27 protein-coding genes are annotated in these 26,307 nt (G+C 59.1%); 11 read left to right on the forward strand and 16 right to left on the reverse strand.

Features of this window, described 5'->3' with window-relative positions; all coding sequences use genetic code 11:
* Nucleotides 1–17: 17 nt before the first annotated feature.
* The 5 genes from PH605_RS21415 to PH605_RS21435 form a co-directional block, all read right to left on the reverse strand.
* Entirely contained in the window at nt 18–1,040 is a 1,023-nt protein-coding gene (locus tag PH605_RS21415; RefSeq protein WP_142845969.1) for a LacI family DNA-binding transcriptional regulator, read from the reverse strand.
* A gap of 3 nt (nt 1,041–1,043) precedes the next feature.
* The gene (locus PH605_RS21420; protein WP_142845968.1) at nt 1,044–2,012 is read right to left on the reverse strand and encodes an ABC transporter permease; all 969 of its coding nucleotides are present in this window, start codon (nt 2,010–2,012) and stop codon (nt 1,044–1,046) included.
* A gap of 1 nt (nt 2,013) precedes the next feature.
* Nucleotides 2,014–2,958, reverse strand: coding sequence for an ABC transporter permease (locus PH605_RS21425; protein WP_046800969.1), 945 nt, complete (start codon nt 2,956–2,958; stop codon nt 2,014–2,016).
* The gene (locus PH605_RS21430; protein WP_142845967.1) at nt 2,955–4,448 is read right to left on the reverse strand and encodes a sugar ABC transporter ATP-binding protein; all 1,494 of its coding nucleotides are present in this window, start codon (nt 4,446–4,448) and stop codon (nt 2,955–2,957) included. The genes PH605_RS21425 and PH605_RS21430 overlap by 4 nt, the downstream gene beginning before the upstream one ends.
* Before the next feature lie 103 nt (nt 4,449–4,551).
* Nucleotides 4,552–5,574, reverse strand: a complete 1,023-nt coding sequence (locus tag PH605_RS21435; protein ID WP_080857828.1) for a substrate-binding domain-containing protein — start codon at nt 5,572–5,574, stop codon at nt 4,552–4,554.
* Between the two features lie 304 nt (nt 5,575–5,878).
* On the opposite strand from PH605_RS21435, the gene PH605_RS21440 reads away from it, so the two are divergent.
* Both PH605_RS21440 and PH605_RS21445 read left to right on the forward strand, forming a co-directional pair.
* Nucleotides 5,879–6,274: a (R)-mandelonitrile lyase gene (locus PH605_RS21440; RefSeq protein WP_080857827.1), complete on the forward strand. Its 396-nt coding sequence runs from the start codon at nt 5,879–5,881 to the stop codon at nt 6,272–6,274.
* Nucleotides 6,275–6,438: 164 nt separating this feature from the next.
* Nucleotides 6,439–7,317 (forward strand): hypothetical protein, encoded by an 879-nt coding sequence (locus tag PH605_RS21445; RefSeq protein ID WP_080857826.1) that lies wholly within the window; start codon nt 6,439–6,441, stop codon nt 7,315–7,317.
* A gap of 15 nt (nt 7,318–7,332) precedes the next feature.
* Here PH605_RS21445 and PH605_RS21450 read toward each other — a convergent pair whose 3' ends face one another.
* On the reverse strand, nt 7,333–8,361 hold the full coding sequence (locus PH605_RS21450) for a LacI family DNA-binding transcriptional regulator (protein WP_080857825.1): 1,029 nt from the start codon (nt 8,359–8,361) through the stop codon (nt 7,333–7,335).
* A gap of 139 nt (nt 8,362–8,500) precedes the next feature.
* Between PH605_RS21450 and PH605_RS21455 the strand changes: the two genes are divergently transcribed.
* The 8 genes from PH605_RS21455 (at nt 8,501) to PH605_RS21490 (ending at nt 16,019) form a co-directional block, all read left to right on the forward strand.
* Entirely contained in the window at nt 8,501–9,535 is a 1,035-nt protein-coding gene (locus PH605_RS21455) for a Gfo/Idh/MocA family protein (protein ID WP_142845966.1), read from the forward strand.
* A 12-nt stretch (nt 9,536–9,547) separates the two neighbouring features.
* Nucleotides 9,548–10,450 carry a sugar phosphate isomerase/epimerase family protein gene (locus PH605_RS21460; protein WP_065655230.1) on the forward strand — a complete coding sequence of 301 codons (903 nt, stop codon included), beginning with the start codon at nt 9,548–9,550 and terminating at the stop codon, nt 10,448–10,450.
* 62 nt (nt 10,451–10,512) lie between these two features.
* The gene (locus PH605_RS21465) at nt 10,513–11,745 is read left to right on the forward strand and encodes an ABC transporter substrate-binding protein (protein WP_078053305.1); all 1,233 of its coding nucleotides are present in this window, start codon (nt 10,513–10,515) and stop codon (nt 11,743–11,745) included.
* Nucleotides 11,746–11,855: 110 nt separating this feature from the next.
* A complete protein-coding gene (locus PH605_RS21470) occupies nt 11,856–12,758 on the forward strand; it encodes a carbohydrate ABC transporter permease (protein WP_078053306.1) in 903 nt (300 codons plus the stop codon).
* Entirely contained in the window at nt 12,755–13,582 is an 828-nt protein-coding gene (locus PH605_RS21475) for a carbohydrate ABC transporter permease (RefSeq protein WP_142845965.1), read from the forward strand. Before PH605_RS21470 ends, PH605_RS21475 begins: the two co-directional genes overlap by 4 nt.
* Complete coding sequence (locus PH605_RS21480; protein WP_142845964.1) at nt 13,579–14,664, forward strand: ABC transporter ATP-binding protein; 1,086 nt, start codon at nt 13,579–13,581, stop codon at nt 14,662–14,664. Before PH605_RS21475 ends, PH605_RS21480 begins: the two co-directional genes overlap by 4 nt.
* A 60-nt stretch (nt 14,665–14,724) precedes the next feature.
* The gene (locus tag PH605_RS21485) at nt 14,725–14,940 is read left to right on the forward strand and encodes a hypothetical protein (RefSeq protein ID WP_236781223.1); all 216 of its coding nucleotides are present in this window, start codon (nt 14,725–14,727) and stop codon (nt 14,938–14,940) included.
* 92 nt (nt 14,941–15,032) lie between these two features.
* Entirely contained in the window at nt 15,033–16,019 is a 987-nt protein-coding gene (locus PH605_RS21490; protein WP_142845962.1) for a LacI family DNA-binding transcriptional regulator, read from the forward strand.
* A gap of 32 nt (nt 16,020–16,051) precedes the next feature.
* Here PH605_RS21490 and PH605_RS21495 read toward each other — a convergent pair whose 3' ends face one another.
* Genes PH605_RS21495 through PH605_RS21505 form a run of 3 tightly spaced genes read right to left on the reverse strand, consistent with a single transcriptional unit; the run spans nt 16,052 to nt 19,239 of the window.
* A complete protein-coding gene (locus tag PH605_RS21495; protein ID WP_142845961.1) occupies nt 16,052–17,737 on the reverse strand; it encodes a metallophosphoesterase family protein in 1,686 nt (561 codons plus the stop codon).
* On the reverse strand, nt 17,731–18,339 hold the full coding sequence (locus PH605_RS21500; protein ID WP_142845960.1) for a dual specificity protein phosphatase family protein: 609 nt from the start codon (nt 18,337–18,339) through the stop codon (nt 17,731–17,733). The genes PH605_RS21495 and PH605_RS21500 overlap by 7 nt, the downstream gene beginning before the upstream one ends.
* 60 nt (nt 18,340–18,399) lie before the next feature.
* The gene (locus tag PH605_RS21505) at nt 18,400–19,239 is read right to left on the reverse strand and encodes an inositol monophosphatase family protein (protein WP_142845993.1); all 840 of its coding nucleotides are present in this window, start codon (nt 19,237–19,239) and stop codon (nt 18,400–18,402) included.
* Between the two features lie 342 nt (nt 19,240–19,581).
* On the opposite strand from PH605_RS21505, the gene PH605_RS21510 reads away from it, so the two are divergent.
* The gene (locus PH605_RS21510) at nt 19,582–21,555 is read left to right on the forward strand and encodes a putative bifunctional diguanylate cyclase/phosphodiesterase (protein ID WP_161987974.1); all 1,974 of its coding nucleotides are present in this window, start codon (nt 19,582–19,584) and stop codon (nt 21,553–21,555) included.
* 49 nt (nt 21,556–21,604) lie between these two features.
* Here PH605_RS21510 and PH605_RS21515 read toward each other — a convergent pair whose 3' ends face one another.
* The 7 genes from PH605_RS21515 to PH605_RS21545 form a co-directional block, all read right to left on the reverse strand.
* The gene (locus PH605_RS21515; RefSeq protein WP_078053313.1) at nt 21,605–21,907 is read right to left on the reverse strand and encodes a PAAR domain-containing protein; all 303 of its coding nucleotides are present in this window, start codon (nt 21,905–21,907) and stop codon (nt 21,605–21,607) included.
* A 22-nt stretch (nt 21,908–21,929) separates the two neighbouring features.
* Nucleotides 21,930–22,718: a hypothetical protein gene (locus PH605_RS21520; protein ID WP_142845959.1), complete on the reverse strand. Its 789-nt coding sequence runs from the start codon at nt 22,716–22,718 to the stop codon at nt 21,930–21,932.
* A 12-nt stretch (nt 22,719–22,730) separates the two neighbouring features.
* A complete protein-coding gene (locus PH605_RS21525) occupies nt 22,731–23,249 on the reverse strand; it encodes an SMI1/KNR4 family protein (protein ID WP_142845958.1) in 519 nt (172 codons plus the stop codon).
* 15 nt (nt 23,250–23,264) lie between these two features.
* Nucleotides 23,265–24,191, reverse strand: coding sequence for an HNH endonuclease (locus PH605_RS21530; protein ID WP_078053315.1), 927 nt, complete (start codon nt 24,189–24,191; stop codon nt 23,265–23,267).
* Nucleotides 24,188–24,667 carry a hypothetical protein gene (locus tag PH605_RS21535; RefSeq protein WP_078053316.1) on the reverse strand — a complete coding sequence of 160 codons (480 nt, stop codon included), beginning with the start codon at nt 24,665–24,667 and terminating at the stop codon, nt 24,188–24,190. Before PH605_RS21535 ends, PH605_RS21530 begins: the two co-directional genes overlap by 4 nt.
* Nucleotides 24,664–25,260, reverse strand: a complete 597-nt coding sequence (locus PH605_RS21540) for a DUF4123 domain-containing protein (RefSeq protein WP_078053317.1) — start codon at nt 25,258–25,260, stop codon at nt 24,664–24,666. Before PH605_RS21540 ends, PH605_RS21535 begins: the two co-directional genes overlap by 4 nt.
* Nucleotides 25,261–25,268: 8 nt before the next feature.
* On the reverse strand, nt 25,269–26,307 hold a 1,039-nt coding region (locus tag PH605_RS21545; protein ID WP_425292607.1), incomplete at its 5' end, for a type VI secretion system Vgr family protein.

Consider the following 26,307-nt stretch of genomic DNA (forward strand, 5'->3'; position numbering starts at 1 on the left):
CATTTACAGTCTTGCCGCTACCGATGCGGCGGGCGGTAGGGCGCGACCGAGCCGCGCACCACCAGTTCCGTCTCCAGCACGATGGTTTCGGCCGTGCGTTTGCCGTTTAGCCGGTCCACCATCAGCGCCATGGCCTTGCGGCCCATCTCCTGGCGAGGCTGACGCACCGTCGTCAGCGGCGGTTCGAAGGCATTGGCAAAAATGATGTCGTCGAAGCCGATGACGGAGACATCGGCCGGAACCGAAACGCCGCGCGCACGCAACTCGCTGATCGCGCCAATCGCCATCTGGTCGCTCGATGCGAAAATCGCGGTGAAGGCAATGCCGCCTTCGAGAAGGCTGCCAATCGCCTGACGGCCGGCCTCGATGCTGTAATCGCCCGTCACCACCAGTTCGTCGGCATAGGCGATGCCGGCTTCCGTAAGTGCCGCGCGATAACCATCGAAACGCTCCTGCGCCAGACTTTCCGGGACCGGACCGGCCAGATGCACGATCCTTTGATGTCCCGCCTCGATGAGGTGGCGCATGGCGTTTTTGGAGGCGGCGCGGTTATCGACCTTGACGGTCGGCAGCGCGAGGCCGGGCACCGTTTCCGACGCGATCACAATCGGCGGCAGCGCATCACCCTGTTCGAGAAGCTCGGCGGGAAACTGGCCGGTCATCAGGATCAGGCCGTCGGCATGTTTCTGCCGCACCATGTCGATATGGGTCGCCACGCGGTTCTCATCGTTGCGGGCGTCGCCCATCAGCACCTTGTAGCCCGCTTCGCCCGCCGCTTCCTCAACGCCCTTGTAGATTTCGAGATAAAACGGGTTGCCGATATCGCGAACGAGAAGGATGACGGTGTTGTTGGATTGGCGGCGGAAGCTCGCCGCCTGCGCATTGGGAACGAAGTTTGCCTGCCGAACGGCGTCGAAAACCTTCTTTCGGGTTTCCGGGCGAACCTTGTCGGGTTGCTGCAGCGCCCGCGATACGGTCGCGATGGAAACGCCCGCGAGAGCTGCCACTTCCCTGATATTCGAACCTTGGTCTTTGCTCATCTGTCACACACGCAACTGCTTTTGGCGGCCATAAAGCAGCATCAGCGCTAGCAACGTGACACCGAATATGATCTGCCGTGCCCATACATCGAGGTTGAGCGTTATCAGTACGCTTTGCAGAATGGTGAGCGCAACTGCCCCGGCCATGGTTCCGACATATCCGCCCGCACCGCCGGCAAGCGAAGTGCCGCCGATGACAACAGCGATGATCGACGGAAGCACATATTGGTCGCCGACGGAGATGAAGGACGTGCCGGTGTAACCGATGACGCACACCCCGGTCAGCCCGGCAAACAGGCCGGAAAGCCCATAAAGCAGCGTGCGGATCAGGGAAACCGGCAATCCGGTGAGCGTCGCCGCCCGCTCGTTCGCGCCGATGGCATAAATGGCGAAACCGAAGGCAGTGCGGCGCAGCACGAAGAGCATGATCGCGGCGATGCCCAGCCAGACGAACAACACGCCGGGAATGCCGAAAATGAGCGGCCGGTTGATGAAGCCTGCCAGCAGGGGTGCTGCCGCACCAGAGGGAACGCCCTGCGAATAAACGACCAGCCCACCCTGAATAACCGCCGTCATGCCAAGCGTCATAACCAACGGCGGAATGCGCACGAAGGTGATGCCGAGGCCGTTGATGAGGCCGATCAGGAAGGGGATGCCGCCTGCAACGAGAATGGCAAGCGGAATGCCCGCATTCTGGCCGTTCATCATATTGCCGGCAAGGACGGCGCCGAGCGAAATCATCGCGCCGACGGAAAGGTCGATGCCTTCACGGCCGCCGAGGATGACGAGGTTCTGGCCCGCCGCGACAATGCCGAGAATGGCGGCAATCGTCAGCAGCCGCACAATCTGCGAGCCCTGTGCGAAGCCGGGCGACAACAATTCGCCGACCAGCAGCAGGAAGACCGATGCGCCAATGGCGATAGTCAGGGGATCGGTGAGGAGGGTTTTGATTTGCAAGCCGGGATTGGTCATATCAACGCCTCGTCACCAGAACACCGCCGGCCAGCGCCGTCAGCACAATCAAACCCTGCACCAGTGTCTGGTACTCGAAGGGCAGGCCCGCAAAGAAAATCACATTGCCGATCATGCCGAGCACCAGCGCGCCGGCAATCGACCCTGTCGAGCTGCCGAAACCGCCCGAAAGTGCGGTGCCGCCCAGAACCACGGCCGAGATGGAAGACAACGCCAGACTTGCACCGAGCAGCGGATCGCCCGAGGCCGTCTCTCCCGTCAGGCACAGCGCTGCCAGCGCCGAGAACAGGCCGGAGATCATGTATGCGCCGATGCGGATACCCGAGAGGCGCAGACCCGTCTGGAAGGCACCGGTGCGATTGCCGCCGACGGCCAACAGGTGCGTATGAAACGGAATGCGCGACACGATGAGGGTGAAGGCAATGCCCCCAATCAGCACCCACAGCACGAAGGGCAAGCCGATGAAGCTGCCGGAATAGGTCTGCCAATAGGCTTCCGGCACCGGAAGGCCCGCCTGTGGCAGCACCCAGATCGCCAGCCCGGCGAAGATGATGCCGGTTGCGAAGGTGGTGACGATTGGCTGGAAGCGCAGGCCGGATATGAAAAGGCCATTGACCAGTCCACACAGCAGCCCGACAGCCGCACCCGCCGCCATGCCGGCGAAGACAGCACCCGTCGTGCCGCCAAGTGCGGCGATGACGCTGACGGTGACGACATTGGCAAGCGCCACGATACTACCAACCGACAGATCGATATCGCCCGCAAGAATGACATAGGTTTGGCCAATGGCGACCAGGATCAGCGGCAGAAACGTCGTCAGGTTCGATTGCAGCACGGAGGGCTGAACGAAGGAAGGTTGCAGAAACGTGTTCACGGCGATGAGAAGCGCCAGTACGACGAGGGTGATGACCCATGGCTGCCTGCGCAGAAAACCGGAGGCGCTCATGCGGCATCTCCATAAGCGGCGCGGGTCATGTTTACGGATGTCATGTCGGCTCCGGTCAGTTCCGCAGAAATGCGTCCACCGTTGAACACAAGAATGCGGTCAGCATATTCGAGGATTTCCGCATCCTCCGAGGAATAAAGAAGGATGGTCGCGCCAGCATCGGCCTGTTGCCGCATCAGGGCGAAGAGATCGGCCTTCGCGCCAAGATCGATGCCCTTGGTCGGATCGTCGAGCAGCAGCAGTTTCGGTGCGGTGGCGAGCCAGCGGGAGATGAAGATCTTCTGCTGGTTGCCGCCCGAAAGCGTGCCGATCGGCATATCGAAGCCGGCGAACTTCGTTTTCATGTCATCCGCGACCTTCTGCACGCGCGGTTTCAGCGTCGCGGGACGGACAAGCCGCATCTTTTCGCGCACCATCAGCGCCGCGACGAGATTTTCGAAGATCGACCGGCCCTGCAGGGAAGCGTCACGCCCGCGGTCGCCAGAGACATAGGCGAAACCACTGTGAACCGCCTGCGAAGGCTTGCCGATGGTGATTTCACGACCCTCAAACCGGATTTGGCCTGAGGCAAATGGGTTGGCACCGAAAAGACCCTTCAGCAAGGCCGACTGGCCCTGACCCTGCAGGCCGGCCAGACCGACGATTTCGCCCGGATAGGCTTCCAGAGTGACACCGCGAACGCCCTCACCCGCCACATCCGTAAGCTTCAGGCTCGGCGCAGCAGCCGAACGCCCGTTTTGACGGGCAGGAGCGGCCCGAACATCGCCGACCATGTCATGGACGACGGCCTCACGGGTGGTGGCTGCCGTATCGAGTTCGGAAATCGTCGCGCCGTTGCGCATCACGGTGATGCGGTCGCAGACGGCGAAAACCTCGTCGAGACGATGGGAAATCATGATGGTGGAGACACCGTCGGCCTTCTTGGCCCGGAGTATCTCGAAAAAACGCTGGGACTGGCGGCCATCGAGCGCCGCCGTCGCCTCGTCCATGATCATCAGGCTGGCATTCTGCGCGAAGACCTTGAGGATTTCGACGAGCTGGCGCTGATCTGGCGGCAGATTGCCGACGATTGCATCGGGCTCCAGGCCTTCGCCAGCCACGCCATCGAACAGCGCGATCAGCCTCGCCGCTTCGGCCTTCAGGGCTTTGCCGTCGACAAAGATGCCGCGTTTCGGCTCACGGCCGAGGAAAATATTGTCGGCGACCGAAAGCTGCGGAACGAGGCTGAGTTCCTGATAAAACAGCGCAATACCGGCATTTTCGGCGTCCCGCGGGCTTTTGAAGCGCACGTCTTCGCCATTGAACCGGATAGCGCCGCTGGTCGGCGCGACCGCGCCCGCAACGATCTTGCAGAGCGTGCTCTTGCCGCAGCCATTGGCGCCCAGAAGCGCGTGAATTTCACCGCGACCAACCGTCAGCCTGCCGTCGGAAAGCGCGCGTACCGCGCCAAAATTCTTCGTTATGCCGGCCGCTTCCAAAGCGTTCGCCATCGCATGTCCCCGAATAATGCTTGTCACAGGCGGATGGCGAAGGCCCGGTCCGCACTCGAAATTGTGGTTCGGGCCGGCGTTCGCCGCCGACCCGAAACGGCTCTTACTTGAAGAACTCGCCAGCCTGCTCCGGCGTCACGGTCGCCGTGACGGACCAGTAGCCCGGCTTGCCATCGGCAGCCTTGATGTTGTTCGCAAGGTTGTCATTGCTGACGAAGGGGATCGGAATATAGATGGCGTTACCATAGGTGCCGCCGAAAACGCCGTCCTTGAATTCCTTGCCCTGCAGCTTCAGGACCGCGACGTTGAGCGCGCTGGCCATGACACCCGGAGGATTGACCGAAGCGCCGGAATTGAACTTTTCCTTTTCCCAGCGGGTCATGAAGTCCTTGCGGATTTCACCGGTCGCGGCAATGTCCTTGGTCTTGCCGGCGGCTTCGATGGCGCGCCATGCGCCGTCCGCCATGCCGTCCTGCACCCACACGCCGCTGATATCGGGATAGGTGGCGAGCAGGTTCTGCATGGCCTGCTGGCCCTGCGCCTGATCCCAGCTCGCATTGGCTTCGTTCAGCACCTTGATGTCAGGGTATTTCTTGAACACTTCGCGATAACCGGCAACGCGGGCTTCGTTGGCGGGGTTGCCGGCGATGCCGTTGATGGCGACGACGCTTCCCTTGCCCTTCAGCGCATCCGCAAGCCATTGCGCGGATTGCGCCGCCCATGCCTTCTGGTCGATGCCGACATAGATCGCATCCTTAGAGGACACTTCGGCGTCGGTGGCGATAACGAGAATGTTGCGCGCCTTGGCCTGCGCGAAGATCGGATCGAAGGCCGTCGGGCTGCCCGGATTGATGAGGATAGCATCGACGCCCTGGTTCATGAAATTGCGGATATGGCCGATTTGCCCCTGCACATCAACATTGCCGCTCTGAACGACAACCTCAACCTTGACGCCCTTTTCGCCCCACGCTTTGGCGGCAGCCTGAGCCTCTTCGATCATCTGCGTGCGCCATTCGCTGCCGACGAAAGAATTGGAAAGACCGATCTTGAAGCTCTGCTCCTGGGCATGCGCCGACGTGCCCGCCGCCAGCACCATCGCGGCAGCAGCCATCAAATGTCTAAACATGAAATTTGCTCCTCCAAGCACGGTTTTTAACTAATGAAACCGTTTACATCGGCAAATGTAACCGTTTTCATAAACGAGTCAATCCCGAGAATAATTTTTATCGCAGGGTGTGGAACGGTGGCGGATGAGCAGTTCCTACTTACGGAAAAGGCTTGAAAAATCGCGACATGGGCCAAAACCAACGCGGCACGGAGCTTCGGAAAACGCCCTTGGCCGACAGATCACGCCGATTTTCATTTCACTGTGGACAATGGGAGGATTCCCGCTTCAAATCGCCTCGAGTCAGCCATCAGGAGAACGACCAATGGAAATATTGCGCGCAGGAACACGGGCATCGGCGAAAGGCCCGGAGGCATGGTTCACGGGGCAGGTCCGCATCGATCCCCTCTTCAACCCCTTTGATACCGAGCGGGTTCAGGGCGCTCAGGTCACCTTCGAACCCGGCGCCCGCACCGCCTGGCACACCCATCCTCTCGGCCAGACCCTGATTGTGGTTTCCGGCTTTGGCCGGGCGCAGCGCGAAGGCGGCCCGGTGGAGGAAATCCGTCCCGGTGATACCGTCTGGTTCGCGCCGGGCGAAAGGCACTGGCACGGGGCCGCACCCGATGTCGCCATGACCCATATTGCACTTCAGGAGGTCAAGGATGGCAAGGTGGTGGACTGGATGGAACAGGTGACAGATGACCAATATGGCGGCTGACGCGGCAGCGCAGTCCGAAGGCTGATCCTGCGGACCGTGAGTGTGCCTCTGCCCTGCACCGCGACTGCTGGAACGCTAAAAAACATCAGCGGCGATATGGCCGGAATGATATATGCCGGTGTAAAACCCCCTCGTCCTGTCGATGGAAACCTTGGGGGTATTGAATGAATTCCGGGCGTCGTGGCGTTCTCGCATTTCTGGGCGGCCTTGTGCTGGCAAGGCCGTCTCTCGGCGCAGCATCGGGCAAGCCTGCGGCTTTTGCCGAATCCCGTTCCGAATACAAACCCCGGCATATCCTCTGCTTTCTTGGCACGAAAAATGGGCTGGCGGCGCTGCGGAAGAGCGCCCGCGCCGCCATCGATGATTTTGCGCCCGATTTCAGTCTCGACGAGGATTATTCACAGGATGAGGCGGACGACCGGATGGAACGTTCGTTCAATGTCTGCTGGGATCGCGTCGACCCCGATGCCTACCAGCCGGAGGATGAGGCAGCCGTCGCCACGCACGGCTCGGTTCTTTATGTGCTCAGCCCATCCATGGATGCCGAAACAGCCGTGAAGACATCCGCAAACGCCCTCAGATTCGTACAGCACATGCTCGATCACGGCGCTGTCGCCGTGAAGGGTGAAAGTGCGGGCGTCGCCCATGGCGCAAGGCGCTGGAAGCAGCTTTACGAGCAGTCGCGTGGCGAGGCGGCGGCCGATGACGGGATGGCGCTTGCCAGAACCTGTCGTCTGGCTTTCGCACGCCGCCCCATAGGAGACGATGCCGAAGGCATGACGAGCGTCGGGTTTCACCTGATCGGCTTGCCCGATGTGCAGGTGCGCTTCACCAAAAAAGACGGGGATGAACCGTCTACCAACGCCGAACAGCTGAAGATAGCCGCGTTGATAGACGATATCGCCGAGCAAATGGCGCGTGAAGGCGTTGAAGCCACTCTGAAGGGCCGTCGCGCCTCCCTCGCCGACGACACACGGTATGAGGAGGACGAATATAAATTCAATCCTTTCGGCGTCGTGAGCGTTGATGGCCTCAAGCTTTAACGCCCGCCTGCGGCCTTATGGGGCAGGATCGCTCTCGCCGGCCACCAGAAGCATGGGCCACACGCAATGGCGGGCCTGATTGGGGTAAAAGGGCGCGTAGGCCGGCATGGTCGATAGCAGCGTCTGGGCCACCGTCACGCCGAGATCATGCAGGGACATGCGGAAACTGGTCAGCCGAGGTTCCAGAAACTGGCCGCGCGGGCCATCGCGGAAGCCGATGACGGCGAGATCGCGCCCCGGTTTCAGCCCCACTTCCGCAAGCCGGCGATAAAGACCGACCGCCATCAATTCGTAGATCAGCACGATCGCCGTTGGCCGGGGCCGCATCTGCAGCCACTCGCTGGCGGCATGATAACCGCCCTGCTCGCTCGATTTCGCGCGGATGACCAGCGAGGAATCGTAAGCGATGCCATTGTCTTCCAGCGCGCGCCTGTATCCTTCGAGAAAAACGTAACCGAGATTGATATCGCTGTCGGGCACCGCCACCGCAATCGAACGATGACCGGCAGCGGCAAGGCGGTCGACCGCATTTTTCGCGACGCCCTCGAAATCGAGATCGATCCAGGCGTGAGTGTCGCTGGAAGCGGTCCGTCCGAGCGCCACGAAAGGCAGCCGGGTCTGCTTCAGGAAATCCACACGTTTGTCTATCCGTCGCGTCGCGGAAATGATCATCGCATCCACCATGCGGCGCGCCACCATGCGCTTCAGATATTCATCCGGATCCTCTTCCCCCGGACAGGGCAGAACGATGAGATCGAGATTATGTCCGGAAAACACGCTTTGCAGACCGTCCGTCACACCGAGGAAAAAGTTGTCGGAGTTCTCCACGGTCTGCGCGTCGCTGCCGGTCATCAGGCCGATGACATTGGTGGTTCCCTGCCTGAGGCTACGGCCGGACTGGTTGGCGACATAACCCAGCTTTTCCGCCGCTTCCAGAACACGCCGCCGCGTTTCTTCGTTCACATCCGGCTTGCCGTTCAGGGCACGGGAAACAGTGCCTATCGATATCTCCAGATAATCGGCAAGCTGACGAATTCCTTTCATGCACTCCCCTCCCAGGCCCGGCGCGCAATCGACGCGCCCCTTAACGGTCTTGACATATCTAACATCATCGGCATAGTCTCGTAAACGTTTACGACACTCTGCGCAAAGAGGAGTTTGCGAAAGAGTCCGGGGAGATGAGATGACATTCAATGCCGTTTTATGCGGGTGCGGAGCCATGGCCAAAGGCTGGCTGCGCGCCATTCAATCCACGCCGGAAATCGCCGGCGCGATCCGGATCGCCGGGGTGGTCGACCTGAACGAGAACACGGCACGCGCGCTTGCCGAGGAATTCGCCCTTACCGACGCGGTCATCGGCACGGATCTGCGCGAGGTTCTCGCTGAAACGAAAGCCGACATCCTTTTTGATATCGTCATCCCACAGGCACGCTTCGCCGTGGTTGAGGCCGGTCTTGAGGCCGGGTGCCATGTGCTCAGCGAAAAGCCGCTTGCCGCCTCGATGGAGGAAGCCGCCACGCTGGTCGAACTGGCGAAAAAGGCCGGTAAAATTCATGCCGTGGTGCAAAATCGGCGGTTTGTGGCGGGAATCCGGCGGCTGCGCCGCGCGCTGGAAGACGGCGTCATCGGCGATTTGACGGCCATCCATTGCGATTTCTTCCTTGGGCCGCATTTCGGCGGCTTCCGCGAGGAGATGAAAAACGTCCTGCTTCTCGACATGGCGATCCACACGTTCGACGCGGCCCGTTTTGTCGCCAATGAAAAACCCCTCTCCGTCTTCTGCGTGGAGAAGAACCCGGCCGGCTCATGGTATGCCCATGGCGCAAGCGCCAACGCCATTTTCGAGTTCTCGAATGATGTCGTCTTCACCTATCGCGGCTCCTGGTGCGCCGAAGGCGAGCGGACCAGCTGGGAAGCGCGCTGGCGACTGATCGGCTCCAAGGGCATGATCGTCTGGGACGGCGAAGACAATTTCTCCGCCTCCGTGGCCGGTGACGACCAGGGGCTTCTGCGTGGATTTAAGACCGTAAACGTTTCCGAAGACGTTTCCGAGAAGGATACGCGCGGCCATGCCAGCGTCATTCTCTCGTTTCTTGAGTCCATCCGCACGGGCGAGATGCCGGAAACGGCCTCCTTCGACAACATCAACAGCCTTGCCATGGTGATCGGCGCGATCGAAAGCGCCCGCCTCGGCCAGCGTGTCTCCATTGCAGCATAAGGACTGAAAGACGTGAGTAATCCGGCAACATCCATCCGCATCGGCACCATGGTCAGCGCCACCAAGGGACAGGCGGCCGAACGCATCGGCCAGATCGCCGATCTCGGCTTTGAAAGCTTCGAGCCGTTCTTCTGGCAGACGACCAACGACCAGAACCTTGCCGAACTCGGCAAGCGCTGCCTTGACGCCATCGGCGACCGCGACATCACCATCGGCACGCTCGGCATGTTCGGCAATCCGCTGGAGGAGACAGACATCGACCTTGAGACATTGCAGGGCTGGAAAGACTGCATCGACAATGCCCACCATTTCGGCGCGACCTGCGTTGCCGGTTTCACGGGCCGGCTTCGTGGCAGGCCGCTGCCGGAAAGCCTTCCCCGATACCGGCAAATCTGGAGCGAGCTTGCAAAACGCGCCGCCGACAAGGGCGTGAAGATCGCCTTTGAAAACTGCGCCATGGATGGCAACTGGCAGACCGGCGACTGGAACATCGCGCACAATCCCGACGCATGGGAACTGATCTTCAACGAAACCCCGGACGAGCATATCGGCATCGAATGGGAGCCCTGCCATCAGATGGTCTATCTGATCGACCCGCTGCCGCAGATCCGCAAATGGGCGGACAAGATTTTCCATGTGCACGGCAAGGACGCGACCATCCGCTGGGATGTCATTCGCGAGCACGGCATTTTCGGCAAGGAAAAATTCGTCTTCATGCGCACGCCGGGTTTCGGCGACAGCAACTGGACGGACATTATTTCCGAACTGCGCCTCGCCGGCTGGTCCGGCTCCATTGATATCGAGGGCTGGCATGACCCCGTCTATCGCGATGCGCTGGAAATGACGGGCCAGGTGCATGGCCTGAACTATCTGAAAAAATGCCGCGGCGGCGATTTCGTCGTCGATCCGACATAACGGAAGCCTTTTGGGAGAAGGTTTTCGAAAATTGCAGAGACGATAACCAAGAGGAGGAGATTATGGGTATCGCGAAATGCATGATGGCCGGCGCATTTCTGCTGGCGGGCGTGTCCGCCGGCGCTATTGCGGCGCAGGCAGAAGATGTGACGTTGACCCTCTGGTCGCTGGATCGCGATATCCAGCCGGCGCCGAACCTCATCAAGGAGTTCAACGCGCTGAATAACGGCATCAAGATCGAATACCGGCAATTGCAGTTCGATGATGTGGTGAGCGAATCCATGCGCGCCTATTCCACCGGCAATGCGCCCGACATCATCGCCATCGACAACCCCAACCACGCCATGTTCGCCGCACGCGGCGCCTTTCTCGATGTGACCGACATGATCGCCAAGTCGGATGTCATCAAGACGGAGAATTATTTTCCGGGACCGCTGAAATCGGTGATGTGGGACGGCAAATATTTCGGCGTGCCGAAGGCCACGAACACGATTGCGCTTTATTACAACAAGGACCTGTTCAAGGCCGCAGGGCTCGATGCGGCAAAACCGCCGCAGACCTGGGATGAGCTGGTGGAAGCGGCGCGCAAGCTGACCGACCCCTCGAAGAATATTTACGGCATCAGCTTCAGCGCCAAGGCGAATGAAGAAGGCACCTTCCAGTTCCTGCCCTGGGCGCAGATGGCGGGCGCGACCTACAAGAACATCAATACCGAGGGTGCCGTCAAAGCACTCGAAACGTGGAAGCTGATGCTGGATGAAAAGCTGGCATCGCCGGATACGCTGACGCGCAGCCAGTGGGATTCCACCGCTACCTTCAACGCCGGCAACGCCGCCATGGTCATTTCCGGCCCATGGGAAATCGACCGCATGCTGAAGGACGCCAAGTTTGACTGGGGTGTCGCTTTGCTGCCGGTGCCCACACCCGACGCCCCGCGATCTTCGGCCATGGGCGACTATAACTGGGCGATCTTCTCCAAGACGAAACATCCGGAAGAGGCCTTCAAGGCAATCGAGTTCTTCGCCTCAAAGGACAAGGACATGTTCAAGAACTTCGGCCAGTTGCCAGCGCGCTCGGATATTCCGGTTCCGCCCACGGGCAATGCGTTGAAGGATGAGGCGCTGAAGACCTTCGTGGAACAGCTGAAATATGCGCAGCCGCGCGGCCCCTCGCCCGAATGGCCGAAGATTTCCAAGGCGATCCAGGATGCCATTCAGGGTGCGCTTTCGGGCCAGATGACGCCGAAAGCCGCACTCGATCAGGCCGCTGAAAAGATAAAGCTGGTCGAAGGCTGATCCGGGCGGGCGGCCGGGTTCTCCGGCCTCCACCCAAGGAGTTCCTCCCGGTGGGGCTGCCTGCCGCGACAAGCGGCGGCGGCCCCGACTGGAGCTTGCGAGGATGTTTCATGAAAAAACTGTTTTCCAGCGTCAGTGACGGTCGCGGTTTCGATATCGTCCTTGTCGCCTTTCCTTTGGGCTTCCTGTTCGTCATGGCGGGGCTGCCGCTCATCTACAACATCGTCATGAGTTTTCAGGAAGTCGACATGTTCAGCCTGGGCACCTTCGTGCGCCCCTTCGTCGGCTTCAAGAACTACATCGATCTGTTCCGGCAGCCGGAAACATTGCCGATCCTTTTCAACACCGTCACCTTTGTCGTGGCCTCGATTGCCGGGCAATTCGCTATCGGCTTCGGTCTGGCGCTGTTCTTCTGGGTCAATTTTCCCGGCGCCACCTGGCTGCGCGGTCTTTTTCTCGTGTCCTGGGTCATGCCCGGCCTCGTGGTGGGCGCGATCTGGAACTGGATCCTCTCGGGCGATTTCGGCGTGTTGAATTTCTTCCTGCGGGAAAGCGGCCTGATATCGGGCAATATCTTCTGGCGCTCCGATGCGAATTTTTCGCTCTGGGCCGTCGTCATCGCCAATATCTGGCTCGGCACGTCCTTCAACATGATCCTGCTTTCCGTCGGCCTCGCCTCCATCCCCGGCGATCTCTATGAAGCCGCGGAGCTGGACGGCGCCAATGCCTGGCAGCGCTTCCACACCATCACCCTGCCGATGATGCGCTCCACCATCGGTGCAATCGTCTCGCTCGGGCTGATCTTTACGCTGCAGCAATTCGATCTTTTCGCCGCCATTACCGATGGCGGACCGAACAACAGCTCCAACGTGGCGCAATACTGGGCGTGGGACCTGTCCTTCCGGCAATATGATTTCGGCAAGGGCGCCACGATCTCCGTCATCATGATCGTTTTCGTCATGCTGGCCTCCATCGTTTATGTGCGCTCCACACGGCATGAGGTGCGCGGATGAGCATCACGACCCGCAACCGTCTGATGCTGGCCATCGCCATCCTGCTCGCCATCATCTACCTTTTCCCGCTTTACTGGATGTATCTGACCTCGCTCAAAAGCGGCTCGGAAATGTTCGCCAATCCGCCCGCCTTCTGGCCCACGGACCCGCAATGGCAGACCTATGCCTATGTCTGGAACAGTCGCAACATGAGCCGATACCTGTGGAATTCGGTGCTGATCGCTTCGAGCGCGGTGCTGCTGATCACCATTCTCGGCGTCGGCTGTGCCTATGTGCTGGCGCGCTATCGCAATGTCTGGGTGGATATCGGCCTGTTCCTCATCCTCATGCTGCAGGTTCTGCCGGCATCGCTGATGATCACGCCAATCTTCGTCGGCTTCTCGCAATTCGGGCTTCTGGATTATCCGCGCCTGTCGGTCATCCTCGCCATTGCGGCGAAAAGCATGCCCTTTTTCGTGGTGCTTGTGCGCGCCACCTTCATGGCCGTGCCGCAGGAACTGGAAGAGGCCGCACTTGTGGATGGCAATTCCCGGGTCGGCGCGTTTTTCAACATCGTGCTGCCGCTTGCCAGAAACGGCATTCTCGTCAGCGCCATCCTCATCTTCATGCAGGCCTTCGGTGAATTCGTCTATTCGAAATCGATGATCCAGGCGGCCGAATTGCAGCCGGCGAGTGTCGGTCTCAATTCCTTCATGGGCCCCAATACCAGCGAATGGAACAACATCATGGCCTATGCGACCATGTATGTGACGCCCATTCTCGCCCTCTTCATTCTCTTGCAGCGCCGCATCGTTTCCGGCCTGACCTCAGGAGCGCTCAAATGACCCTTCAGATCGAACTTTCCGGCGTCAACAAATATTACGGCGCCTTCCATGCGCTGAAGAACATCAACCTTTCCATCAAGAAGGGCACTTTCGTCGCACTTGTCGGCCCGTCGGGCTGCGGCAAATCCACCCTTCTGCGCTCGCTCGCCGGGCTGGAGACCATATCGGCCGGCGACATGCGCATTGCCGGCACGCTCATGAACGGCGTGCCGCCGCGCAAGCGCGATGTGGCCATGGTGTTCCAGTCCTATGCCCTCTACCCGCATATGACCGTGGAGGAAAATCTCACCTATTCGCTGCGTATGCGCGGTGTCGCCAAGGCCGAGGCCCGCAAGGCGGCGGAAGAAGTCGCCGCCACAACAGGTCTTTCAAAGCTGATGAAGCGTTATCCGCGCGAACTCTCCGGCGGCCAGCGCCAGCGCGTGGCCATGAGCCGTGCGATCATCCGCAACCCGCAGGCTTTCCTGTTCGATGAGCCGCTTTCCAATCTCGATGCGGCGCTACGCGTCCACATGCGCAAGGAAATCCGCGCGCTGCACGATCGCCTGCATGCCACTTCGGTCTATGTCACCCATGACCAGATCGAAGCGATGACCATGGCCGATCATGTCGTCGTCATGCGTGACGGCGTGATCGAGCAGCAGGGCACGCCACTGGAACTATACGACCGCCCGGTCAATCGTTTCGTGGCCGGCTTCATCGGCTCGCCGGCCATGAATTTCATTCCGGCGACCGTCAGCCCGGATGGCGCATCCCTTCAGCTCAGCTTCGGCGAAGGCGAACCGCAGCAATCGATCAGGAATCCGGCCTCCCTGCCGCCCGGCAAGGATGTGATCGTCGGCATCAGGCCGGAACATATCCGGCCGGCCGCAGCAGCCGGGGCGGCATTGACGCTGCCGGTTTCCGCGGTGGAGACGACCGGCTCGGCCACTTTCCTCACCACGGGAACCGCCACCGAACTGGTCATCGCGGTGCAGGGACGCAGCGCAGTCAAGGCCGGTGAAACGATCGGCCTCGACATCGACCCGTCCGATATGCATTTGTTCGATGCGGAAACAGGCGTCGGCCTCCTGACCCGCTAAGCCGCAGTTTTGCCGGCTGTTTCCTCCGTCGGCAAACACGAAGCGTGGAGTCGAATGACCATGAACGGGAAAACAGTATTCCTTATCGGCGCAGCCATCCTCATCGGTCTTGTCGTCATCCAGCTCAAGGATGTCCACATCGCCATCGGGGAACGCGCCATGGGAGGTTATGACAGTTCGAGCAACCCGGAAGCGGCCTCTCGCGCCGAGCGGGAAGCAAAAGAGGCCGCCGCGCGTGCCGAGGCCGCGGCAGGCGCGCTGGAACCGCAAGACTGACCGCGACCACAGCACCCGAAATATTTCGATTGGAATAGTCGCTGCAATCTGACCTGTGCTATCAGACAGGTGGATTCGCAACGGGGGACTGAATGGCGAAAGGGTTCGTAACGGCCGAAGAAGTAGCAAAAAAGGCGGGTGTCTCACGTTCCGCCGTTTCACGCACCTTCACTCCCGGCGGCAGCGTATCCAAGGCCGTCCGACGCAGGGTGTTGAAAGCTGCGCAGGAACTTGGCTATCGCGTCAACCGTCTGGCGCAGGGCCTCAATAACGACCGCTCCAACCTCGTTGGTGTTGTCGGAGCAAATCTCAGTTCTCCCTTCATTTCGAAACAGCTCGATTTCCTCAGCATCGGTCTCCTGCGCCGTGGCCTGCAATGCCTGCTGCTGAATGCGGCAGATGCGCGCAAGGACATCGCGCCGCTCATCGAGCGTCTCTTCGAATTCCGCGCGCAGGCCATCATCGTTCTTTCCGGTGAACCTCCGGCCTCTATTATCGACGAATGCATCGCCAATGGCGTGCGCCTCATCCTCATCAACCAGCATCTGGACCGCACCGATACGAATATGGTGCTGAGCGACGATTCTCACGGCGCCAACCTGGCCGCCATGCGGCTTGTAGCTGCCAGGTGCAGAAAGGTTGCGGTTGTCTCCAGCGGCAGCCAGACGCCCGCGCAGTTGCGCCGCGTCAACGCTTTCACCGAGTGCATGACCATGGAGGGTATCCAGGTAATTCCATGGTGCGGCGGCCCCACCAGCTATGACAGTGGCTATCAGGCCGGCCGAGAATTGCTCGCGGACAGGACCATCGACGGCGCCTTCTGTGTCACTGATCTGCTGGCACTTGGTTTCATGGACGCCGCCCGGCTGGAAATGGGCCGCCGGGTGCCGGAAGATATCTCGATTGTCGGTTTCGACGATATTCCGCAGGCCAGCTGGAAAAGCTACCAGCTGACGACCGTTGCCCAGTCTTTCGACGCGCTGACCGAGAAGGTTTTGACCGCGCTCGATAGCGATGAGCCGGAAACCCGGCTTCATGTTGTGCCCGTTTCCATGGTCGAGCGCATCACCGCACGCTAGACCAAATGTCCTTCCGGGCAAAAATCTTCAGATCAAACCGCAACCCGTTCACGCTGCGGTACAAGCCCAAGCTCCAGATCGCGCGGGCTGCTTTCGGCACGCTCGAGAAACAGGCCGAGGGCTCCGAAGAAGATTTCAAGAAAGCTTTCGACCGAACCATCGTGACGATCCGGCTCGCGGCCGAAGCGCTCCGCCAGCGTTCGATAAAGGGAAAGCCGCTGCGGCGCGATATGCGGCAGTGCCAAGCCTGCGCCCTGGCGCAGGCAATACCAGTCGGCAATCAGCTCGAACATCGGCAGGTCCAAGGAGAGGACAGCAGCGTCAGACGAAAAGAGGCCTTCCCCTCCGAGCAGGCCGAGAACCTCCCGAACGCTTTTGTCGGCGATTGCCGTGACGACCTCAGCCGGCCATTCCTTGGGGAAATAACGGTGCCTGATCAGCGCCCGCTTGTGGCCCAGCAGAAATTCACCGTAATTGCCGGCGGCAAAAGCTACGTCGTTTGCCTCGCCCGTCAGTGCGGTTTCCTGTGCATAGCCATCGCAAATGCGGCCATTGGCCGGCAGCGCGGCCATCTCCACCGTCTCGACAAGGATTGCCTGCCGCGACGGGTGGACGACCTTGAAGGCGGGCGGAAAGGCGACGAGCGACGGCACGGCGATATTGGTGAGCGAGTTTTCGCCTTCCCCGCGCCGGGTTACGCCTTCCACGTGCAGGTGCCCGCTGAAATGGACGGCAAGCCCGGCCTGTAACAGCGCATCCTCCACCGCCTTGCGCGGCGTACGCCGCACGACATTGGTTTCACCGAACAGGGCGCCTTCCGCACCACTTGCGCCATCGAAAGGGTCGAGCGCCGGATAGTGCGAAAAGCCGAGCAATGTCTTGCCGTGCAGCTCCGCCCTGCGGCGCACATCAGCGATCCATTCGATGAGGAAGGGTTTGCAGCGCAAAAGCGCATTCCACCCCCCGGAGGTGCTGTCGATAAAAGCTGCCTCCTCGCCCGCTTCGAACTCGCCATCGAGCGGCTCGAAAATATTGGCGTCGATCATCAGCAGCCACAAGCCCGGCTCCGGCTCGACCAGATAGGAGGCGTCCATCAGGCGGTAGACATTGCGCCCATCGGGTGAACACACCGCGTACAGCCGGCCCTCCGGCGCATCGGAAACACCGAAAGGGGTTTCCCAATGCAGATAATCCGGCTGGCGGAAATAACCGAAAACCGCCATAGGGCAAAGGCCTGCAGGATAGCCTTCGCAATACATCCCGTCGTTCACGACGACGCGCTCACCGGCCCGCCGCGCATCGCTTGAAACGGAAAGGCATTTGCCGTTCTCCGTCAAAAACTCCTTGGTATGGTGCCGGCCGCGCGGGCCGAAAATATCGTGGTTTCCGGGCAATGCGTAGAAGGCCGTGCCGTGGGCGTCGCTGTGGCTTTGCAGGATGTTCTTCAGCGTTTCGGTCGTCACCCGCTGGCCATCATCGGTATAGTCGCCAAGCAGCACCACATGGCGAATGCCGCGCTGCCGCACCTCTTCCAGCGCCGCATGCAATGCATCGGCGCTTTCATTGAAAACCCGGGTGGATTCACGCGTATCCGACCAGCTGCGCATGGTGATACGCTGACCATCGATTTCGATGCCGGGAAATCCGAAATCGGCTGCCGTGTCATGAAAATGCGCGTCGGCGATGACGGCAACGGAGGGAAGTGTGCGTGTCAGCATGGTTGAGCGGTCTTTCTGCCCTCGACCATGTCGATCCAGTCGGAGGCACGGCGGGCGGCGGCGTAAAGCATCGGTTTCGGCGTCTCGAACCATTCGTCAGGCCGCAATTCCCGCTTCGTGCGGACCACGGCCAGCGCATCGTCGAGGGTCGGATAGAGATCCGGCTGCTGCTTGTGCAGGAAAAGCGCCACCAGTGAGACGGAACGGCTGCGGCCGCTGCGGCAATTGACGAGCACATTGCCGCCATCGGCAAAGGGATAGGTTTCCCGCTTCGGCATAGTCTGGCGAAGCGCGCCGTCGAGAATGTAATAGGCGCCCAGCATCATGGTGTCGGGGCTGCCCTCGCCATCGATAAGGCCGAGCTTGTAATAACGGATATCGCCATAACCCACGGCGCGCCTGTCGCCCTCTTCCTGCGCCGCCTGCACGAGATTGATATCCAGATTGACGGCGCAATTGACGACGGTGGTGATGCCATGCCGACGCAGGAGCCCGAGATCGCTCGCACCATCGCTGCCGCCAATGTAAAGCGCAGCATTGTGCGGGCCGAGCCCTTCCGCAATGAGGCTGATTGCAGGCCGGGCATAAACGGGTCCATCCATTTCATTCCTCCACATGCATGAAGCACGAGGCCCCCTCTACGAAAGGGCCTCCGCCATGAATCACGCCGATGCCGCCCGCGGACGATCCAACGGCTGCCGCGCGGCGAGTGCTATATTCGATGCCTGGCTGACGCCTTTGGCAACACCGGCGGCTGCGGCCAGCACCGGCCCGCCCTCCCGGAGACTGCCGATCTCCAGAAAAGGGCACACATCGCCGCCAGCTTCGCTGACGAGTAGCAGCCCCGCAAGACAATCCCATGAATTCATGTGCAATTCGAGATAGCCATCGGAACGGCCATCAGCCACATAGGCAAGCGCCAGCGCGCCGGAGCCGGCGCGGCGGACATTGGCGCCCATATCGAGCAGGTTCCTGACGACATCGAGATAGGTCGCATTCGCGATACGGGTGGACCACCCCATCTCGATCGAAGCGGCATCGAAGCGCTCCGTTTCCGCAGTCCGGATCGGTTGCCCGTTGCGCGTCGCTCCCGCGCCGCGGCGGGCGAAATAAAGCTCGCCAAGGGCGGGACTATAGATCGCCCCGATTTCGGTCTGGCCGTTTTCGACATAGGCGATGGAGATGCAGAAATGCGGAATGCCACGGGCAAAATTGGCGGTGCCATCGATGGGATCCACGACCCAGACGCGCTCACCGATCTCACCGCCGCCCTCTTCCCCGAAAAAACTGTCTTCCGGGAAAGCGGCCGTGATCGCGCCGCGAATATGCGCTTCCGAGGCAGCATCCGTCACCGTTAGAAAATCCTGCGGCCCCTTCATCGAAAAGCTGCGCGTCGCCTCGCCCTGAAAACCCTTCAGCACCAGTTCGCCGGCGGAAAGAATAACGCTGCGGCACAATTCGGCACGCGCCGCCAATGTATCGGGATAGTGGATAGAATCCATACGCAAGAACCATTTCTCAAAGTTTGAACACGCGTTCATATTGCACGCGCGTTCAAACTTTTCAAGGGGCGTTGAAAGGGAGCTAACGGACATTGGAAGCGGGCGAGCCGATCATGCCAATTCGATGGAGTCGGCGCAACTCATGGCATGAAGCAAAGGGCTTCCTCCCCCATCAGGAATATCCCCGCAGGAAACATTTAATACTGAAAACATTGGAATGTTGCGAAACACAACACCTACATCTTGCGGTTGATGCAGTTGTCTGTCGGTTAACCCTGTGTATTTCCAATGATGTAACGGGAATTATGTTACGAATGCCGCTCTGTATTTGAAGAGCCATGAATGAAAATACTGACCGCCACACAAAAACTGCAGGACTTCATGTCCGTCCGGTCCGACAATCCTGATCTGCTGAAAGCACAGTACCGCGCTTTCACCCGACAGATGCCGATGATGTATTTCATCCTGCTTTCAAGCACATGGGCGCTTGCCGTGACGCATATGCAATTGGCGCCGTCTTGGCTCACCGTTGGAGTTCCCGCCCTATTCACACTCGGCTGCACGCTCAGGGTCGCCTTCTGGTGGAGGACGCGCGGCATGGATCCCGAACCGCGGGTGGCGCATGCAGCCCTTCGGCGCACAAATCGCCTCGCTGCCGGCATCGCCATGGCATTCACGCTCTGGTCTTTCCTGCTGGTGCCCTATGGGGATGCCTATACGCAATCCCACGTCGCCTTCTATATGGCGATTACCGTCATTTCCTGCATTTTCTGTCTGATGTATGTGCGCTCGGCTGCCTTCACGGTGACGCTCATCGTCAATGGCGCCTTCATCGCCTTTTTTCTGGCGTCGCAGCAACCGACCTTTGTTGCCATCGCCATCAACGTGCTGCTGGTCTGCACCGGCATGATGTCCATTCTGCTGACCAACTACCGCAATTTCGAGCGCATGGTCATTTCACAACAGCGCACGGAAGCGCTCAGCAACGAAAACCTGCTGCTTGCCAATATCGACAGCCTGACGGAACTGCCCAATCGCCGCGCCTTTTTCGCTCACCTTGAGGCCGAGCTCGAAAAAGCCAGGGCCAACGGAACCCGGCTGGCGCTGGGTGTGATCGATCTGGACGGGTTCAAGCCCGTCAACGATCTTTACGGACACTCCGTGGGAGACAGGCTGCTTGTCAATGTCAGCAAACGCCTCACCGCCAATCTGAAAGCCAGCAGGGCCTTTCGGCTGGGCGGTGACGAATTCGCCATCGTCGCTCCGATCATACCGGATGACGCGCAACTCGTCGCGAATGCCAATGCGATCTCCGAGCAGTTGAGGGCGCCTTACCATATGCCGGAAGGAACCGTGCATGTTTCCGCTTCCATGGGAATTGCCGTGTTCCCAAACCTCGCCTCAACGCTCGAACAGCTTTTCGACAGGGCGGATTATGCCCTTTACCACGCCAAGAAAACCCGGCGTGGCGATGCCGTTCTGTTCGATGCGGAGCACGAAAAGCAGATCAATATCGAAGCCCGCGTCGAGCACCTGCTCAAACAGCGGGATATGGAAAACGAGCTTTCGGTGGTGTTCCAGCCGATCGTTGATATACGCGACGGAAGGACGTCAGGGTTTGAAGCGCTGGCGCGCTGGCACAGCCCGGTTCTCGGGCATGTGCCGCCTTGCCAGTTCTTCCCCATCGCGGAACGGGCCGGCATCGTCGGCTCGCTGACGCGGCCGCTTCTCAAAATGGCGCTCGCCTCCGCCGCCACATGGGAGCCTTCCCTGCGCCTGTCGTTCAACCTTTCGGCACAGGACCTCAATTCCCAGGAGGGCGTGCTTTCCCTCCTCGGCATCATCGAAAACAGCAGCTTCGATGCACGACGGCTGGACCTTGAAATTACCGAGACGGCTTTTGCCCATGATTTCGAGCAGGTGAGGCAATCGGTCGAAATGCTGCGGCGTCTCGGCTGCGGCATATCGCTGGACGATTTCGGCACCGGCTATTCCAGCCTGACGCGACTGCATGCATTGCCGCTGACCAAGATCAAGATCGACCGCAGCTTCGTCACGGACCTGCACGAAAAACCGGCCAGCTACAAAATCGTAAAATCCCTCCTCACCCTCAGCCGCGACATGGGACTGGAATGCGTGGTGGAAGGGGTGGAAACACCAGCCGAGCTAACCGCACTCGAAGGCCTCGGCGCCACGCTGGTACAGGGCTACATCTATGCACCGCCGCTTCGGGAAGAGGATGTCGGTGCCTTTCTTTCGGGACAGGCGACTAGAAGCGGAACTTCCGCTGGCAAACGCAGAAACAGGCTCCGCTAGTCAAACCATTGCATGAGGCAGATTGTCGTCACGGCACCCAAATTTCAGATTACTCGAACGTGATCCAGGAGGTTCCCTGCACCAATCTTCCACCATGCGCGCATGCATCACCCTGCCGCACTATCTTCTTTCCATCAATAGCGGCAAAGGACGAGCCGGCAGTAATTGTATCGGTCGTCGGAACTCCCGTGCACAAACAGGTATCACCGACAGTTGCGACCGGCGTTCCTTCAACCGTAACAAAACTCTGTTGGGTGGAGATGACGGGACCACCAACATGCGGTCTTGGGCCGGGATCGACCTTGGGGCAGACATGCATGTGGCCTTTAAGGGAGACTGGGCTGGCGGTCATTGGCTCCTCCTTCTCAACTAAATCAAGCCGCACGAGCAAAAGGCAACGGTGCTATGGCGAGCACTCGATTATTCCCGCCCCGGAAGCGTAGCCCCCTGTCAAAATCCCCCCCGTTCCTCCATTGAAAAAGGCACGGGTCGGACCGCACGATGAGCGGGTTAATATCCAGAAGCACAGCTTCAAATCCGGCGACATCGCCAGGTTTCAGGTAAATGTCGACGATAGCATCATCAATATGAGCGACCTCCCTGAAACGGTCCGCAAAATCCACCAGAGCTGCCGCGATGGATTTGGCATTTGCCTCTATCTCAGGAAAAAAAGCCGTATGAAAATACTGGGAAGCGCCGAGGAATTCCCGGTTTTTCATGAAGAGCCTGAACTCAGACCATTTCGGAATGTCTTTCCAAGGCCGTATGAACATGCAAACGTCAAATTTATCTTGAAGTGAACTGGCAAGAAGTCCCGCCACACGGGGATTATCCCGCAATATATGAGACATGAGTTGGGCGCTGTTGAAGATCGGCCCCTTTTGGTATTGTCCGGGCTGTTTGAAACTGCATCCACCGAAGCGAAAATGGGCGCCCTCTTTGAAAACCGCGGTTTTTGCGTCAATGGCTACGCGGAATTCCTCTGACAGTTGAGGGAGTTCATCTACACTGAACAGGTCCCGGAAAGCCGCGGTCCTGCTCCCTATGGCGACACGATCCTGCTCCGAAATAAGCAACTGCTCAAAGGGTAACCCTAGCTCGCACACTTCGTCCGGCCAGGATTCAATAAAGGTTGCTCGCCATTTTTCGTGTAGACCAAGCATATTCGTTACACATCAAAGGTTTTCTGGTGCGGAGAGATTGATCAGGAATTCCGGCAGACTGTCCGCCAGCTTGACGATCCCTTTTGCGTTGTTTCCTGTACCAAAGGGGTCTGTCGCCCTTTCCCAGAAGTAAACAGCCCCATTTTCAGGATTTTTGCCATCCATCAACAAATAGGCATGTCCGGAATCCGCCGATCCAAAGAATATCATTGGGAGCGTGAACTGTTTTTCCCAACTGGAATTGGCAATAAAGGTGTCGTGCCACGAAACGATGGTATCGAAATTCGAAACAAGCACCTGCACATCATGTACCGACCGACTGCCGTCATCGTATTCCACCAGAAATGAATCGTTGTATTCGGTTCCACAGTGACCGTATTGCCTCAGAACCTCTTGCAGCTGCTTCGGAACGATCAGCCCGGTAAGTTCCGTAAAGCGACCGAAATCGCGGTCAGTCCACGTCGTATCCGGAACTCGTTGAAAATCGCTGTTCTCCTCCAGGAATTGAACCGCATCTTTTAAGACAACCATTGGAACAACTCCGTTCTAATAGGAAGGATCGTTGACTGCAGAAGCGCCGCCGCTGTGGGCACCGCCGCCTTGGCCGGTATTATGTATACGCGAGTCGACCAGCTGCATCGTGGATGTGTCTTCATTGTGATGCCACGTAAAGCCATTTTCATCGGCAGTCTTGCTCCAGCTGCCATACCTTTCCTTGAGCGGACCAACGGCCTGGCCCACGTCGCCGTCCGGCCCTCTTGCCAGGTCGCCCTTCATATTGGATATGCGGGTCTGAATCGGCTGCCCATCCGGTCCTTTTTTCATGAATGGTGAAAAATCGGGTTTTCCGTTTTTGTAAGAAATCCCATCCTGACCGTATTCTTTCAGCGCTTTATCGGCATTCGATCCGGGCTCGGGGGACCACTTGCTGTTGCCCGGCTCTCCAGACCACTTCCCTTCTCGTGGAATGTTCTTGTATTTGCCGCCATTCTTATACTCGTCGATTTTTTTCTGACGGCATGCCTTCGTATTGCATTTTCTCAAATCTTCCTGAAGCTTGCGGTAGGCTTCGCCGCGCTTGGAAGCCCAATATTTCGATGCCGCCGCCGACTTTCGTACATGCTCCTCGAGCGCCTTGACCTTGCGCTGCGCGGCGGCAACCTGGCTCATCAGTTTTTCGGCATACCGCGCAATCTTGGTGCCTTTGGCAGCGGCCTTGGCCCCATCACCCCAGACGGGAACGAGACCGACGAGATCCAGACCGGCATCTGCCCAGTTGCCAGTCCAGGCGTTTCCAATGGCGCTCGCAACATCCACGACACCACCCACTACGGGAACGGACGAAGCAGCCAGCCAACCCGCTTCTTTCGCGATTTCTGTATAGCGCTGGTTCAGCATGTCCAGATCACGACGGGCCAGTTCAAGCTCGCGCGTGTCAGGAACATTGACGAGATCATCAAGATGCTGGCTCATTGAACGTCTCTCGCCCTGGCAGCACGCTCACGCTCGAACTCCTCCTCGATGTCGTCATAAGGGACGCCGAGAATGTTGTTCTTCATATATTGCGGGAACCAGAAGGCATTATCGCTCCGCGCGATCGCGTTCCCTTCCTGGCTCATGGTCGGTTCAAGGTTACAACGCTCGATGCGCTGTTCCTCAGTCTGGTTTTGATCGGCAAGGATGGATTTATAAGGTTCGAACATAAAGAAATCCGGCCCGATCCGCCACATCAGAACAACGAAGTGAATCTGATAAATCGGGTCGGAAAAGCCGAAATGCTCAGCATAGCGTCTGCCCCAGCGTGTCATTTCGGTAGCCTGGGGCGACCCCGCCATATCAGCGAAACTGGGTAGATGCTTTGGCATCACTTCTCTGGTGAAATAATTCGTAAAATCGTCGTCATCGTGCAGCATCGCATTCATCTGACGCGGATCGAATTCAATGATCATGATAATGCCCTCTCAACTGCCTTTGCCTGACCTGTGCCTCCGGAAGGCAAAACGATCTCACGATGTACAATGCCATTTCCAAAGCGGAACTTGAGGAATTCTCCCGCCTTCAGGTCGTTTTCACAATAAAAACACTCAATTCCGTTGAAAAAAACAGCGGCCTGCTCCGATGTTAGGACTGGCAGATATTGGCGCAGCGTTCGTGGGTCGTAATAACGAAAGAAGTGAATGGTCCCCTCACTATCTTTGACCATCGTAAATTTCCTCAAATGCCGGACGACATCTTCCAATGCATGCGACGTTCGCAGAAAAATCGACCAGCGTTTGCCAAAGCCATTGTCGATAAGCCATTGCAACACGCTTTCGTCAGATGTCATTTCTGCGACCCAAGCCGTATCGTCCCCGAACTCCTCAAGCGCATTGCCTCTGTAAAGACATGCTACCTTGTCCGTCATGGCTTGAAGCGCCGGTGGAATAATCATCGGCGCCCGGGACGCATCGACCACGGCATAAAGACGCGCGGCTCCGCCAGCCCCCTGCTCCTCGCGCAGTTTGGAAAGAACTTCCTGCCTCTTCTCGCTATTGAGTTCCACGCCAACCCCTACTTCTTCGAGCAGTCTTCAGCAAAAGGCTTGTTCGTACTTTTGCCGGCACTGCCACGCTTGAAGTTCACAGCGTTTGCTTTGACCTCGAACTTGGTTGCCTTGATAAACACCCCATTTTTGTTGATCTCGATAACGCCGCCCGGTGCCGCAAGCACTATCTTGTCGCTGACGATCACCGTGTGATTTTCAGTTTGCGTGAAAATGGCTTTGCCAACGTTTATTTCGTAACGCTCTCCAACGGTTGTCTTCTTTGTCTTTCCGACGCTTTCCAGCGACGTCTGGCCGACATTCGTAACCTTGCTCACCCCGATCTGTTCTGCCCGCGCCACCCCGACGCTGTCGGATTTGAACGTGCTGACGATCGTGTTCATGATGCCCGGCAGCGGAAACAATCCCGAAGCATCGGAACCGACGCCCGAGCCGGAGCCGGCAAGCGCCGTACCCGCATCCGCACGTGGGCTCGGGCCGGAAACGACCCCCTCACGCGATGAAAGACCGCCTGCGCCGAGGAAGCCGAGTGCGGATGAGGCGAGTGTGGTGGCGAAGGCCGCGACACCCGGGCCACCGCCGCCGGCGATCTGGGCGGCCTGCGAAAGCAGCCCCGCCGTCTGCCCGGAGAGCGCCTGTACGCCCGCCATGGCCATCATCGCCATCGGTCCCGTGCCGCCGACGACGGTGTTTACCGAGCCGCCGATCTCGTGTTTCTGGTTGCCGGAAACTTCTACCGCGCGGTTGCCGCCGACCGAGGCGACCTCATGCCGGTCGATGCGCTTGGTCCGGTCATTCAGAACCCGCGTCGTCTGGTCCTTCTGGGCGTGGAAGAACTGGTTCTCCTTGCCGGCTTCATCCTCGAAGGTGATTTCGTTGAAACCGTCGCCCTTGTGGCTGTTGGAGCGCAGCACCATGCGCGTCTTGTTGGCCGGAAGGTCGTAAGGCACGGAATTGGCCGGATTGTTGACCACGCCGATGACCAGCGGCTTATCCGGGTCGCCATCGACAAAGGCGACCATCACCTCCATGCCGATGCGCGGAATG

Origin of the sequence: Agrobacterium sp. CFBP 3001 (genome assembly GCF_027871605.1) — a bacterium.
GTDB classification, from domain to species: Bacteria; Pseudomonadota; Alphaproteobacteria; order Rhizobiales; family Rhizobiaceae; genus Agrobacterium; species Agrobacterium leguminum.

Bases quoted from the DNA above. Each gene is read 5' to 3' on its own strand.
- PH605_RS21415 (WP_142845969.1), bottom strand. From the start codon at position 1,040: ATGAGCAAAGACCAAGGTTCGAATATCAGGGAAGTGGCAGCTCTCGCG.
- PH605_RS21420 (WP_142845968.1), bottom strand. From the start codon at position 2,012: ATGACCAATCCCGGCTTGCAAATCAAAACCCTCCTCACCGATCCCCTG.
- PH605_RS21425 (WP_046800969.1), bottom strand. From the start codon at position 2,958: ATGAGCGCCTCCGGTTTTCTGCGCAGGCAGCCATGGGTCATCACCCTC.
- PH605_RS21430 (WP_142845967.1), bottom strand. From the start codon at position 4,448: ATGGCGAACGCTTTGGAAGCGGCCGGCATAACGAAGAATTTTGGCGCG.
- PH605_RS21435 (WP_080857828.1), bottom strand. From the start codon at position 5,574: ATGTTTAGACATTTGATGGCTGCTGCCGCGATGGTGCTGGCGGCGGGC.
- PH605_RS21440 (WP_080857827.1), top strand. From the start codon at position 5,879: ATGGAAATATTGCGCGCAGGAACACGGGCATCGGCGAAAGGCCCGGAG.
- PH605_RS21445 (WP_080857826.1), top strand. From the start codon at position 6,439: ATGAATTCCGGGCGTCGTGGCGTTCTCGCATTTCTGGGCGGCCTTGTG.
- PH605_RS21450 (WP_080857825.1), bottom strand. From the start codon at position 8,361: ATGAAAGGAATTCGTCAGCTTGCCGATTATCTGGAGATATCGATAGGC.
- PH605_RS21455 (WP_142845966.1), top strand. From the start codon at position 8,501: ATGACATTCAATGCCGTTTTATGCGGGTGCGGAGCCATGGCCAAAGGC.
- PH605_RS21465 (WP_078053305.1), top strand. From the start codon at position 10,513: ATGGGTATCGCGAAATGCATGATGGCCGGCGCATTTCTGCTGGCGGGC.
- PH605_RS21470 (WP_078053306.1), top strand. From the start codon at position 11,856: ATGAAAAAACTGTTTTCCAGCGTCAGTGACGGTCGCGGTTTCGATATC.
- PH605_RS21475 (WP_142845965.1), top strand. From the start codon at position 12,755: ATGAGCATCACGACCCGCAACCGTCTGATGCTGGCCATCGCCATCCTG.
- PH605_RS21480 (WP_142845964.1), top strand. From the start codon at position 13,579: ATGACCCTTCAGATCGAACTTTCCGGCGTCAACAAATATTACGGCGCC.
- PH605_RS21485 (WP_236781223.1), top strand. From the start codon at position 14,725: ATGAACGGGAAAACAGTATTCCTTATCGGCGCAGCCATCCTCATCGGT.
- PH605_RS21490 (WP_142845962.1), top strand. From the start codon at position 15,033: ATGGCGAAAGGGTTCGTAACGGCCGAAGAAGTAGCAAAAAAGGCGGGT.
- PH605_RS21495 (WP_142845961.1), bottom strand. From the start codon at position 17,737: ATGCTGACACGCACACTTCCCTCCGTTGCCGTCATCGCCGACGCGCAT.
- PH605_RS21500 (WP_142845960.1), bottom strand. From the start codon at position 18,339: ATGGATGGACCCGTTTATGCCCGGCCTGCAATCAGCCTCATTGCGGAA.
- PH605_RS21505 (WP_142845993.1), bottom strand. From the start codon at position 19,239: ATGGATTCTATCCACTATCCCGATACATTGGCGGCGCGTGCCGAATTG.
- PH605_RS21510 (WP_161987974.1), top strand. From the start codon at position 19,582: ATGAAAATACTGACCGCCACACAAAAACTGCAGGACTTCATGTCCGTC.
- PH605_RS21515 (WP_078053313.1), bottom strand. From the start codon at position 21,907: ATGACCGCCAGCCCAGTCTCCCTTAAAGGCCACATGCATGTCTGCCCC.
- PH605_RS21520 (WP_142845959.1), bottom strand. From the start codon at position 22,718: ATGCTTGGTCTACACGAAAAATGGCGAGCAACCTTTATTGAATCCTGG.
- PH605_RS21525 (WP_142845958.1), bottom strand. From the start codon at position 23,249: ATGGTTGTCTTAAAAGATGCGGTTCAATTCCTGGAGGAGAACAGCGAT.
- PH605_RS21530 (WP_078053315.1), bottom strand. From the start codon at position 24,191: ATGAGCCAGCATCTTGATGATCTCGTCAATGTTCCTGACACGCGCGAG.
- PH605_RS21535 (WP_078053316.1), bottom strand. From the start codon at position 24,667: ATGATCATTGAATTCGATCCGCGTCAGATGAATGCGATGCTGCACGAT.